The sequence below is a fragment of the Novosphingobium sp. B 225 genome (genome assembly GCF_002198665.1).
Lineage (GTDB): Bacteria > Pseudomonadota > Alphaproteobacteria > Sphingomonadales > Sphingomonadaceae > Novosphingobium.
In genome coordinates, this window is sequence record NZ_MWLM01000072.1 from 116,857 (window position 1) to 129,108 (window position 12,252).

At 64.8% G+C, this 12,252-nt stretch carries 13 protein-coding genes; 10 read left to right on the forward strand and 3 right to left on the reverse strand.

Going from position 1 to position 12,252, the window contains the following annotated elements; all coding sequences use genetic code 11:
* Positions 1–178 precede the first annotated feature (178 nt).
* The 3 genes from MNBBLIKP_RS16910 to ppa all read left to right on the forward strand — a co-directional run bounded on the left by MNBBLIKP_RS16910 (position 179) and on the right by ppa (position 3,565).
* A complete protein-coding gene (locus MNBBLIKP_RS16910) occupies positions 179–2,128 on the forward strand; it encodes a M61 family metallopeptidase (protein WP_254913104.1) in 1,950 nt (649 codons plus the stop codon).
* Complete coding sequence (locus tag MNBBLIKP_RS16915) at positions 2,125–2,808, forward strand: DUF1345 domain-containing protein (protein WP_254913105.1); 684 nt, start codon at positions 2,125–2,127, stop codon at positions 2,806–2,808. The genes MNBBLIKP_RS16910 and MNBBLIKP_RS16915 overlap by 4 nt, the downstream gene beginning before the upstream one ends.
* A 220-nt stretch (positions 2,809–3,028) precedes the next feature.
* Complete coding sequence (ppa, locus tag MNBBLIKP_RS16920; protein WP_088311448.1) at positions 3,029–3,565, forward strand: inorganic diphosphatase; 537 nt, start codon at positions 3,029–3,031, stop codon at positions 3,563–3,565.
* 18 nt (positions 3,566–3,583) lie between these two features.
* On the opposite strand, the gene MNBBLIKP_RS16925 is transcribed toward ppa, so the two are convergent.
* The 3 genes from MNBBLIKP_RS16925 to MNBBLIKP_RS16935 form a co-directional block, all read right to left on the reverse strand.
* Positions 3,584–4,042 (reverse strand): DUF1801 domain-containing protein, encoded by a 459-nt coding sequence (locus MNBBLIKP_RS16925; RefSeq protein ID WP_088311449.1) that lies wholly within the window; start codon positions 4,040–4,042, stop codon positions 3,584–3,586.
* 31 nt (positions 4,043–4,073) lie between these two features.
* Positions 4,074–5,420, reverse strand: coding sequence for a TldD/PmbA family protein (locus tag MNBBLIKP_RS16930; RefSeq protein ID WP_088311450.1), 1,347 nt, complete (start codon positions 5,418–5,420; stop codon positions 4,074–4,076).
* 78 nt (positions 5,421–5,498) lie between these two features.
* Positions 5,499–5,882: a hypothetical protein gene (locus MNBBLIKP_RS16935; protein WP_254913106.1), complete on the reverse strand. Its 384-nt coding sequence runs from the start codon at positions 5,880–5,882 to the stop codon at positions 5,499–5,501.
* A gap of 168 nt (positions 5,883–6,050) precedes the next feature.
* Between MNBBLIKP_RS16935 and lptB the strand changes: the two genes are divergently transcribed.
* The 7 genes from lptB to MNBBLIKP_RS16965 all read left to right on the forward strand — a co-directional run bounded on the left by lptB (position 6,051) and on the right by MNBBLIKP_RS16965 (position 12,227).
* Positions 6,051–6,842, forward strand: coding sequence for an LPS export ABC transporter ATP-binding protein (gene lptB, locus MNBBLIKP_RS16940; protein ID WP_088311451.1), 792 nt, complete (start codon positions 6,051–6,053; stop codon positions 6,840–6,842).
* 26 nt (positions 6,843–6,868) lie between these two features.
* Positions 6,869–8,365, forward strand: a complete 1,497-nt coding sequence (rpoN, locus tag MNBBLIKP_RS16945) for an RNA polymerase factor sigma-54 (protein ID WP_088311452.1) — start codon at positions 6,869–6,871, stop codon at positions 8,363–8,365.
* Positions 8,366–8,756: 391 nt separating this feature from the next.
* On the forward strand, positions 8,757–9,764 hold the full coding sequence (locus MNBBLIKP_RS16950) for an SPFH domain-containing protein (RefSeq protein ID WP_088311517.1): 1,008 nt from the start codon (positions 8,757–8,759) through the stop codon (positions 9,762–9,764).
* Between the two features lie 25 nt (positions 9,765–9,789).
* On the forward strand, positions 9,790–10,458 hold the full coding sequence (locus tag MNBBLIKP_RS16955) for a DUF4178 domain-containing protein (RefSeq protein ID WP_088311453.1): 669 nt from the start codon (positions 9,790–9,792) through the stop codon (positions 10,456–10,458).
* Positions 10,455–11,843, forward strand: a complete 1,389-nt coding sequence (locus MNBBLIKP_RS16960) for a DUF4178 domain-containing protein (protein WP_088311454.1) — start codon at positions 10,455–10,457, stop codon at positions 11,841–11,843. The genes MNBBLIKP_RS16955 and MNBBLIKP_RS16960 overlap by 4 nt, the downstream gene beginning before the upstream one ends.
* A 3-nt stretch (positions 11,844–11,846) precedes the next feature.
* A complete protein-coding gene (locus MNBBLIKP_RS18145; protein ID WP_176399814.1) occupies positions 11,847–11,993 on the forward strand; it encodes a hypothetical protein in 147 nt (48 codons plus the stop codon).
* 24 nt (positions 11,994–12,017) lie between these two features.
* Positions 12,018–12,227, forward strand: coding sequence for a DUF350 domain-containing protein (locus MNBBLIKP_RS16965; protein ID WP_088311455.1), 210 nt, complete (start codon positions 12,018–12,020; stop codon positions 12,225–12,227).
* The last annotated feature ends 25 nt before the right edge of the window (positions 12,228–12,252 follow it).

Genomic DNA, 12,252 nt, shown 5'->3' on the forward strand with positions numbered 1-12,252 from the left:
CGATTGTCGGCGTGCTGGGGTTTGATAGGTTTAAGGGAGTTCGCGCAGAGGCGCAGCCGCTCTGCGTCTCCTCTTTCTTCTTTGCGCCTCTGCGCGAACCCCCTTCTTCCTTCCTTGCCTGAAGGTTCACCAAGCCAAGGGATTGCCCAGCCCGCAAAGCTTCGCCATGAAAAGCGCCATGACGAAAACAGGGTCCCTTATCACCGCCCTGGCGCTGTGCGCCGCTGCTCCCACCTTTGCCGCCGGGCTTTCCGCCCCCACGGCGGTTCCGATCGTGCAAACCGTGCCGGATGCCGCCGATACGCCGTATCCGGGCGGGCCGATCCAGCTGGAGATTGACGCCAGCGATACCGTGCGCGCGATCTACCGGGTGACGCAGACGATCCCCGTCGCCCCCGGCACCCGCCGCCTGACGCTGCTCTATCCGCAGTGGCTGCCGGGCAATCACGGCCCGCGCGGGCCGCTGGCAGAGCTGGTGGACCTGAACTTCACCGCGAACGGCCAGCAACTGGCGTGGAAGCGCGATCCGGTGGAGGTCTATGCCTTTCACCTGGATCTGCCTGCCGGGGCCACAGCGGTGGTGGCCAAATTCGCCCACACTTCGCCCCTGCAAAGCAGCGAAGGGCGGATCACCATGACCCCCGACATGCTGAACCTGCAGTGGGAGAAGATGAGCCTTTATCCCGCCGGGCATTACGTGCGGCAGATCCGGGTCAAGCCGCGCGTGACTTTCCCCTCTGGCTGGACCCCGGCCACCGCGCTGGACGGGGCGCTGCAGCTGAACAGCACCTGGAGCTGGGGCGAAACCAGCTATGAAACCCTGGTTGATTCGCCGGTCTTTGCCGGGCGCCATTTCCGCAAATGGGATCTGGGCCAGCGGGTCACGCTTAACGTAGTGGCGGACAAGCCCGAACAGCTGAACGCCTCCCCGGCGCAGATCGACCTGCATCGCAATCTGGTTACCGAGGCGCGGCTGGCGTTTGGCGCCAACCATTTCGATCACTACGAATTCCTGCTGGCGGTCAGCGACAAGATCGGATCGATCGGGCTGGAGCATCACCGGTCAAGCGAGAACCAGCTTGAACCGGGCGCATTTACCGAATGGGACAAGAACGAATACGACCGCGGCCTGCTGCCGCACGAATATTCGCATTCGTGGTCGGGCAAATTCCGCCGCCCGGCGCGGCTGTGGACGCCGGACTATCGCCAGCCGATGCAGGGTGACCTGCTGTGGGCCTATGAAGGGCAGGACCAGTTCTGGGGGCTGGTGCTGGCGGCGCGATCGGGCCTGCAGGGCAAGGACATGGTGCTGGGGCAGCTGGCCGCCTGGGCCGGAAACTTTGCCGAGCAGCCGGGGCGGCGCTGGCGTTCGGTTGCGGATACGGGGATGGACCCGGTTTTCGCCGCCAGAAAACCCAAGCCCTTCCCCTCGCTCGCCCGCAGCGAAGACTATTACACCGAAGGCGCGCTGGTCTGGCTGGAAGCCGATCAGATCATCCGCAAGGGCACTGGCGGCAAGAAGAGCATCGACGATTTCGCCAAGGCCTTTTTCGGAATGCGTGATGGCGATTGGGGCCAGCTGACCTTTGAACAGGCCGATGTCGCGGCAACGCTGAACAGTGTGATGCCCTATGACTGGTCCGGCTTTTTCAAGACCCGGCTGGACACCCCCGGGCAGCCTGCCCCGCTTGGCGGGATCGACGCCGGGGGTTACCGGCTGGCCTGGAAGGACGAGCCCAACCCCTTTGACAAGCAGCGGATGAGCGAGAGCAAAGTGCTCAACCTGACTTTCTCGATCGGGGTCTCGCTCGACAAGGACGGGCGGATCACCGCGACCCAGTGGGACAGTCCGGCCTTCAACGCCGGGCTGGTCAACGGCGCGCGGATCGTGGCGGTGAACGGGACTGCCTATAGCGCGGATGGACTGAAACAGGCGATCACCCAGGCCCGGGACAGCGGCGCGCTGGACCTGCTGATCCAGCGCGGCGAGCGGTTCCAGTCCGTGCGGCTGGATTATCGCGGCGGGCTGCGCTGGCCCTGGCTGGAACGGGCCACGCCGAGTGCGGGCATGACCGGGCTGGAAGCGCTGCTCTATCCCCGCCGCCTGACCATGGCCAAGGGCAAGTGACCACGCGGCGCGGGGCGCTGGCCGGGCTGCGCGCTGCACTGGGCAGCAAGATCGCCCCGCCGCGCTTCGTGCTGTTTGTTGGTCTGATGGGCATTGTGGCGCTGGGCTGGCGCATGGTCCACCTCAGCCCGCCGGGCGATGCGCTGGTGATCGGGTTCGATGTGGCAGCCACGGCCTTCATCCTCTCGCTCGCACCCTTGATGCGTGATCGCAGCGCCGCAAGCATGCGCCGCCATTCCGCCCAGAATGACGCCAGCCGGGGGCTGGTGCTGCTGATTACCGCAGCGACCACTCTGGCTGTGCTGGCCGCGATCACCGCCGAACTGCACCCCGCCAAGGACGGCAACATATCTGCGATCCTCAAACTGATCGGCACGCTGGCGCTGTCGTGGGGCTTTTCCAACGTGGTGTTCATGCTCCACTATGCCCACATGCATTATGCCCGCGCCCCTGACGGTCAGGATCGGGGCGGGTTCGATTTTCCCGGCACGCCAGAGCCCGATTACTGGGACTTCCTGTACTTCAGCTTCACCGCCGGCATGAGCTTTGCCGCCAGCGACGTGAACGTCACCCGCAGCGCGGTTCGCCGCGTGGTGGTGGCGCACAGCCTGCTCAGCTTTGTGTTCAACATCGGCGTGCTGGCCTTTTCGATCAACGTGCTGGCCGGGGCGGCGGGGTAAGAGTCCTTGTCGGGTGCGCCAATCGCATCCGCGATTGGCTTGGCCTGGCCGGCCCGCTCCCCCGGCCCGACCACCCATAGGGNCCATAGGGTACCATCAGCGGGTGGTCGGGCCGGGGGAGCGGGCCGGCCAGGCCAGGGAATGCCGGATGGCATTCCCGCACCGCCGTGAGGCGGAAAGGATTGTTGCAGCGCAGCATCATCCCCGCTAAGGGCGCGCCATGCGTATCGACATGATCCCCGTGGGTGACAATCCGCCCGAAAGCCTCAACGTCATCATCGAAGTGCCGGTCGGCGGCGAACCCGTGAAGTACGAGTTCGACAAGGCATCCGGCGCGCTGTTCGTGGACCGGATCCTGCATACGCCGATGCGCTATCCGGCCAATTACGGCTTCATCCCGCACACCCTGTCGGATGATGGCGATCCGCTGGATGCGCTGGTGATCGCGCGTTCGCCGTTCGTCCCCGGCTGCGTCGTCCGCGCCCGGCCGATCGGCGTGCTGAACCTGGAAGACGAACACGGCGGCGATGAAAAGCTGATCTGCGTGCCGGTCGATTCGACGTTCCCGTACTATTCCGACATCGGTGAGCAGAAAGACCTGCCTTCGATCGTGCTGCAGCAGATCGAGCATTTCTTTACCCACTACAAAGACCTGGAAAAGGAAAAGTGGGTGCGGATCGGCAAGTGGGGCGATGCCGACGATGCCAAGCGCATCGTGCTGGAATGCATTGACCGGTATCAGGCGAGCAAGGACTGACCCTAGACCCTGTTGCACTTAGGTGGATGCAGGTCGGCGCGGTTTCTGCTTGGCCGAAACCGATTTGATCACCAGGTTGCCGGTGCGATCGGGGCTGTAGGGAACCTTGGCCTGATCCAGTGCGGCTTCGATCAGCGCGCGGACAGCGGGCTGGTCAAGGTCCTCGATCGCGCTCAGCCTGATATGTCGGATCGCGGTGCCGCTGCCTTGCAGCAGCCCGGCATAATCCTTCAGCCCTTGCGCCTGCAAAAAGAACAGGCTGACCCAGCGCGGATACAACGCGACCGAAACGATGGCGCTACCGGTCTTGCCATCGGGCGAAAAGCCCACCGCAAGTGCCTGATAATTGTCATAGACCAAGGCATCGCAGCCGGGCAGACGAGCGCGCAAGTGCCGGATCGCGCCGCGCCCCAGCGCCGCCACGGCGGGTAGGTATCTGGCGAGAAAGCCGTCAAGCCGGGCCTCTGCGTCGTCCATGTCATTGGGCTGCGCCCAATTGCGGTCCGGGTCAATCCCCCGCCACGGTCATCCCGTCGATCCGGATGGTCGGCACGTTGACGCTGCGATACCATTCAAGGTCGTTGGCAACGCTGAGCTGTTCGAACATCGCGATCAGGTTGCCCGCCACGGTGAATTCCGCGACCGGCCCGGCCAGCTCGCCATTGACGATCCGGTAGCCCGAAGCGCCCCGGCTGTAATCGCCGGTCACTCCGTTGACGCCGTGGCCGATCAGTTCGGTGACATAGATCCCGTCCTTGATGTCGGCCATCAGTTCGGCCGGGCTCTGGCTGCCGGCCGAGAGGTGCAGGTTGGTGGTCCCGACGCCGGGCGAACCGCCATGGCCGCGCACCGCGTGGCCGGTTGGTTGCAGGCCAAGCTGGCGGGCTGATGCGCTGTCCATCAGCCAGCCGCCCAACCTGCCATCCGCGACCAGCGTGGTGCGCTGGACCGGCAAACCCTCGCCATCAAACGGGCGTGAGGACAAGCCGCGGCTGCGCAGCGGATCGTCGACAATCTCGATCCCGCGCGCGAACAGCTGGGCCCCGCCCTTGTCGAGCAGAAAGCTGGCCCGCCGGGCAATCGCGCTGCCCGACATCGCCCCGGTCAGATGCCCGACCAGCGATCCGCCGACGCGCGGATCGAACACCAGCGGCGCTTGCCCGCTGCTGACCCGGCCGGGGTTCAGCCGCCGGACCGTGCGTTCACCCGCCTGGCTGCCGATCTCGGCCGGATCGGGCAAGTCCCCAGCGTGGCGCGCGGTACGCCAGGCATAGTCGCGCTGCATGCCCGAACCCTCGCCCGCCACCACCGTGGCCGACAGGCCGTGCATCGTCCCCTGATAGGCCCCGGCAAACCCGTGGCTGGTGACCAGCGCGAACACCCGCTGCGCCAGGCTGGCATGGCCGCCCTCGCTGTTGGTCACGCCCGCCACGGCCCGCGCCGCATCCTCTGCCGCCAGCGCGCGTGTCCGCAGTTGCTGGGGGCTGAATTCGGTCTGATCCGCAATATCGAGATCGACGAAGGCGCCCTTTAGCAGGCGGTCTTCGGGCGCGAGCCCGGCATACTGATCTTCCGGCGTGGCGCGGGCCATGGCAACGGCGCGTTCGGCCAGTTCGCCCAGTGCCGCGTCTGACAGGTCACTCGATCCGATCGAGGCCGAACAACGCCCGGCGAAGACGCGCAGGTCCAGATGCTCGCTTTCGGACCGGTCGACATCTTCCAGATCGCCCAACCGGACCGAAACCGACTGCGAAGAGCCGCCCGAATAGATCGCATCGGCGGCATCAGCCCCCGCGCGGCGGGCAAGGTCGATCAGCGCCGCGGCGCGATCCTGGGCCTGTTGGGGGGTAAGCATGGGTTTGCGGCGACTCCGGCTGGGGGAGCTGCCGATCTAGGGATCACAGCGGCGAAGCGCAATCAGGCTGGGGCGCAATCAGCCGAACACCAGCGCCAGCAGTTTGAACAGGCCGGTCACTACAAATGGCAGGCCAATCGCCATGGCCCACAGCCACAGCTGGTCACGGCGGTAGAAGCTGATGAATTCGGGATCGGCCGCCTGGGCATCCGACAGGCGGGCCCAGCGCTTTTCAAACCGACGGCAGGCCGGGATGATCGCCGCGACCAGGATCACCAGCCCGAAATAGGGCAGGATCGACCCTCCGTTGCCATTGAGGGCGCCCATGGTGATGAAAATCTGCAACGCGGTATAGACCAGCAGGGCATAGGCGATATTATCGCTCATCCGCTTGCGCCAGTCGATCGGCTTGGCAGCAGCCCCTGCGGAACCGGCGCCGTCCAACACCTTTACCATCGGCATTCCCCTCTTCCATCCCCTGGGGACGAGTAGAACACCGAAGGCACCACCTTGCAAGACTCGTTTACCATTCTTGTGCAAAGCCGTTTGCCGCAAGCCATGCACGAATCTTGCCAAATGCCCATACGGGTGCTTGCCGAGCGGCGCAGGGATCAATAAACGGCGCAAGTGATGACCGATACTGTGCAAACCGAGCATCCCGGCGCCAGCGCCAGCCAGCAGGCCCCGTCCCAGCCCCTGCAGGGCGGGCTTGAAGTGATCTCGATCGCCAAAAGCTATGACAAACGTGCCGTGCTGACCGACATTTCCTTGTCGGTGGCCAAAGGTGAAGTGCTGGGCCTGCTAGGCCCCAACGGCGCGGGCAAGACCACCTGTTTCTATTCGATCATGGGTCTGGTCCGGCCTGACAGCGGGCGAATCCTGATGGACGGCGTGGATGTTACCCACCTGCCGATGTACCGCCGCGCGATCCTGGGGCTGGGCTATCTGCCGCAGGAAACCAGCATCTTTCGCGGGATGACGGTGGAACAGAACATCAATTGCGTGCTGGAACTGGTGGAACCCGATCCGGCGGTGCGGGCGCAGGAACTGGAACGGCTGCTGGGCGAATTCGGGCTGACCCGGCTGCGCGCCTCTGCGGCCATGGCGCTGTCAGGCGGGGAACGCCGCCGCTGCGAGATTGCCCGCGCGCTGGCCGCCAATCCCTCGATCATGCTGCTCGACGAACCTTTCGCCGGGATCGACCCGCTCTCGATCAGCGACATCCGCGATCTGGTCAAAGACCTCAAGCAGCGCGGGATCGGGGTGCTGATCACCGATCACAACGTCCGCGAAACGCTGGATATCGTTGACCGTGCCTGCATCATCTATGGCGGGCAAGTGCTGTTCGCGGGCAGCCCGGAAGCGCTGGTAGCGGATGAGAACGTGCGGCGCCTGTATCTGGGCGAAGGGTTCACGCTCTAGGGCGGAACTGGCGGCAACACCTGACCATGGCCCTTGGCCCACGCCTTGATCTGAGACAGTCGCAGTCGCTGGTGATGACACCGCAGCTGCAGCAGGCGATCAAGCTGCTGGCGCTGTCAAACCTGGAAATCGAAGCCTTCATTGGCGAGGCGATTGACAGCAATCCGCTGCTTGAAGTGGGCGATGGTGCGCCCGCCGCCAGCGACCCTGCACCCGATGAGATCGAACTGCGCCGCACCACGCTGGAAAGCTCGCCGGTTGACCAGCTCGTCTCCGAAGGCCGGGCGGAAGATGATCGCCCGCTCGACATTGATCGCACCGCGCTGGATGTGGAGCGCGATACCGGCGATGGGGACCGCGGCGATTGGGGCGCAGAACTGCGCGGTCCGGCTGGCGAGGACGGACCCGGGATCGACGAACGCGGCGCGGGCGAACCCAGCCTGTCCGAACACCTAGAAGCGCAGATCGGACCGATGGCGAGCGATCCGGTCCAGGCCTTTATCGCCCGCCATATCGTCGGCCAGCTGGATGACGCTGGCTACCTGCCGATCTCCTTGCGCGAAGTGGCGGCCGAACTGGGAGTGGACGAGGACCTGGCCGAGCGCGGCCTGCAGCTGGTCCAGTCGCTCGACCCCACCGGGGTCGGTGCGCGCAGCCTGGCGGAATGCCTGATCCTGCAGGCCCGGGAAGCTGACCGCTATGACCCGTGCATGGCCCGCCTGCTCGACAATCTGGACTTGCTGGCGCGCGGCGAACTGCCCCGGCTGAAACGGATGTGCGGGGTGGACGATGAAGACTTTGCCGAAATGCTGGCCGAACTGCGCGGCTATGATCCCAAGCCGGGACTGAAATTCGGTTCCGGCGGCGGTGAGCCGGTTACTCCGGATATTCTGGTAACTCCGCGAGGGGACGGCGGCTGGGACGTGGCGATCAACCAGGCCACCCTGCCCCGGCTGATCGTCAACCGCAGCTACTACGTCGAAATGCGCGGAGCCTGCGACGACAAGGCCGCGCGCGGCTGGCTGTCAGACAAGCTGGCCGATGCCAACTGGCTGGTGAAAGCGCTCGACCAGCGGCAGAAGACCATCCTTAAGGTTGCGAGCGAACTGGTGACCCAGCAGGACGGCTTCTTCCGGCACGGCGTATCCAACCTGAAACCGCTGACCCTGCGCCAGGTGGCCGAAGCCATTTCAATGCACGAAAGCACCGTCAGCCGGGTGACCAGCAACAAGTATCTGCACTGCACCCGCGGCACGTTTGAACTCAAATACTTCTTCACCAGCGGCGTCGGCGCGGTCGATGGCGAAGGCGGGGCCTCTGCCGAGGCGGTCAAGGCCGCGATCAGGCAGCTGATCGACGCAGAAGATGCCAAGGCGATCCTGTCTGACGATACGCTGGTCGATCTGCTGAAAGAACGCGGTTTCGAACTGGCCCGGCGGACCGTCGCCAAATACCGCGAGGCGATTGGCCTGGGCAGCTCGGTCCAGCGGCGGCGGCAAAAGGCGCTGGCCGGGATGCGCTGAACCTGCCGGATTGGCCGCGGACAGCCGGGGTGACAAGGTGACACCAGGGTTACACTCTGTCCGGGCATTTATGTGATATACTTCAATGGCTTGTGCCCAAAAAGGTGACACATTGCCCGTTTTCGGCGAAAAAACCCGCCGCTGGGCAAATTGGGGGACCGACAATGTCAAAGAGCGGCCCGGCTTATGCCAGATTCGGCGCTTGTAGGAAAATCGGTTTTGCCAATCCCGCCTGAACCCGCAGTCCGTCGCATAGCGCCGCACCGCCGCTGGCCCCGTCCGCCCGGGACTTGTGATTTTTGTTGCAATCGGTTCGCAACTGTCCGGTTTCTATTGTATTAGGCAGGCAGGACACTAATCTTGTCCCCATGATCCTCCCTGGGAGTGCATGATGTTCGATTTTCTGAAGAAACAGTTCGTTGATGTCATCGAATGGCTGGAAGAACCCGGCCAGCTGGCCTGGCGCGTGCCGTTTGCGGATCATGAGATCCAGAACGGCGCCCAGCTGACTGTGCGCGAAGGACAGATCGCGGCGTTCCTTAACGAAGGCCAGCTGGCCGATTTCTTTGGCCCGGGTCTGCACACGCTGGATACGGCCAATCTGCCGATCCTGACCAACCTGATGAACTGGGACAAGGGTTTCAAAAGCCCGTTCAAGTCTGACGTGGTGTTCTTTTCGATGCGCGAGCAGGCGGGCCTGAAATGGGGCACCAGCCAGCCGATCACCGTGCGCGATGCCGATCTGGGACCGGTGCGGATCCGCGCCTTTGGCACCTATTCGTTCAAACTGAACGAGCTGCAGCCGTTTGTGCAGCGCGTGCTGGGCACCACCAGCGGGATCGATGCACAGACGCTGGAGGCGCAGCTGCGTTCCGCCATCGTCACCGCGATCGCCACAGCGCTGGGCGGTAGCGGCATCCCCTTCCTTGATCTGGCCGCCAACCAGCAAGCCATGTCAGACCGGATCAAGGCCGAAGTCGACAAGGTCTTTGCCGAATGGGGCCTGTCCTGCCTGACCTTCTTCGTCGAAAGCGTCTCGCTGCCTGAAGAAGTCCAGGCCCATCTGGACAAGGGCACGTCGATGCGGGCGATTGGCGATCTGGACAAATACACCAAGTTCCAGGCCGCCGAAGCGCTGGAAAAGAGCGCCGGTCAGGATGGTGGCATGGCCGGAATGGGCGCGGGCGTGGCTGCGGCCGTGGCGATGGGTCAGGCCATGTCGGCCGGGCTGGGCCAGTCCGCCGCACCTGCCGCCCCGGCGGCTCCGGCGGCTCCGGCGGCTCCGGCGGAAGATCCCTTTGCCGTGATCGAAAAACTGCACAAGCTGCTGACCATCGGGGCGCTTTCGCAGGCCGAATTCGATGCCAAGAAGGCCGAACTGCTGGGCCGGGTGAAGTAACCACAGGCTGGCGGGGGGCAAGCGCGTGGCCGAACTTCCTTGTCCGTCCTGCGGCGCGCCGGTGCCGGTGCGCAGCGCGGCCTTGCCTTATGTCACCTGCGCCTATTGCCAGACCCTGATCCGCCGCCACGGCGAAGGGCTGGAAGCCATCGGCAAAAGCGCGGTGCTGCCGTTTGACGTTTCGCCGATCCAGCTGGGCACCACCGGCAGCTTTGGCCCGGTCCGCTTCAGCGTGGCCGGGCGGGTGCGCTGGGGCTGGAACGACGGCTCGTGGAATGAATGGCTGCTCGATTGCAGCGACGGGCATCAGCGCTGGCTGGCCGAAGCGATGGGCAGCTACATGCTGACCCAGGAACATCCCGAACTGCTACGCCGCAGCGAGCTGGCACCTTTTGCCGCCGGCGGCAGCGTGGCGCGCGGGACCAGCCTGACGCTGGACGCCGAGGAGTTTGAGGCGAGCGACATCAAGACCGCGCGATGCCTGGGCAGCGAAGGTGATCTGCCCCGCCCCACGCCGGCCGGTGCGGAAATGCTCAGCATCGATTTTCGCGGCACCAATGGCGGGGCGATCAGCCTGCAACGCGATAGCGACGGGGCAAGCGCCTGGATCGGCGCTGCGCTTGAACTGTCGCAGCTCAGCCCCAAAAACCTGCGCCAGCTGGATGGCTGGTCGATCCCGGCAGACCTGCGATGAGCGCGGCGCGGTCTGTCACCTGCCCCAATTGCGGGGGCACAATCGCGGTCAAGGCGGCGGGCTATTCGGTCTCGGTCGGCTGCCAGCACTGCGGCGCACTGCTGGACGTGGCGCATCCCGATGTGGCGGTGATCGAACAATACGAAGGGACGATGCGCGAACTGCCCGTGCCGCTGGGGCGGCGCGGCGTGCTGTTTGGCACCGAATGGGAAGCGATCGGCGCGCTGGCCCGCAGCGACGGTGATGTCGATTGGACCGAGACGCTGCTGTTCAATCCCTATGTCGGCTATCGCTGGCTGGTGCTGAGCGAGGGCGAATGGACCTTTGGCACCATGCTGATCGACCGGCCCAGCGGCAGCGGCGGTTCGACCCTGTGGCGCGGATCGCGCTACAGCCAGGACTATGACCCGGCGGACACCGTGACCACGCAGGTGGTCGGTGAGTTCTATTGGCGGGTGCGCGCGGGCGATACGGTGTCCGCCACCACCTATAGCCGTGGACAGGAACTGCTCTCTGCCGAATGGAGCGCGGATGAAGTCAACTGGACCCAGCTGATCCCGCTGGGCGCGAACGAGGTGGAGCAGGCGTTCGGTCTGGGCATGCCGTCCAGCGGTGGTCCGCGCCCCAGCTTTGGCCGCCGGGGTCTGGCCCAGGGCCTTGCCGCGCCGCAAGGAGGCGCAGGCCCGGCAGACGATGAGGGTTTGGCAGGCAAGCTGGGCACATCCTTTGCCCAGGCCGAGCCAATGGCTCATTCCGACCTGCCCAAAATGTTCGGCCTGGCCTTTGCCACATTGATGCTGTCGATGCTGGTGATGATCGGGTTCGGCATTTCCACCGCCACGGTGCGGTCCAGCACTTCGGTTGTGGTCGGCGGGCCGGAAGTGACCGTCACTGTTGGCAAGATCACGGTGGGCCGGTCCTACCAGCCGGTGACGATCGAGGCGCGGGCCAGCAATTTCAACAACCGCTGGATCGATATCGACTATACCCTGGTCGATCGCGCCACCCAGCGCGGTTACACCGCCTATGGCGTGGTCGAATACTATACCGGATACGATAGCGATGGGGCGTGGAGCGAGGGCGATTTCCGCACCACCACCAAGTTTTCCGGCGTGCCGCGCGGAACCTATGACATTGTCGCTGATCTGCAGGCGCACCCATGGGGCAGTGCCAGCTATAGCCGCACCACCAGTTCGGCCAACGCCTGGATGCTGGGCGGCGCGGGTGCCGGGCCGCAAGCGGGCGATCGGATCGCGGTCGATCTGATTGCCAGCGCGGGCGGGGTGATGTGGGGCAACCTGTGGCTGGAACTCGCCGCCTTGCTGGGCGTGCCGCTGCTGATCCTGTGGTGGAGACACCAGAACGATGATGACGATGATGATTGACGCATGAGCAAACGCCTGTTCCTGTTCGCCGCCTGGTGCCTGATCGTCTTCGCGGGGTCGGTCTCGGCAACTTATTATGCCTGGTCGCCGTTTTCAGACGAAGATCGCGGCGGCGGCGGCTTCGGCGGGCGCGGCCCCAGCCACAAATAGCCTAACCCAAAAGGGAGCAATCCGATGCTGACCACCGACACAATCCTGGCCACCCTGCTCTATGCCGGGATCGGCATTCTGATTTTCATCGTCAGCTTCGTGCTGGTTGACCGGCTGACCCCGGGCGAACTCTGGCGCGAGATCATCGAACGGCAGAACAACGCGGTCGCGATTCTGGCTGGCGCCGTGGCAATCGGCATCTCCACCATCATCGCCGCCGCCGTACACGGGTGACCGATCCCCCTTCCCGCTTGCGGGA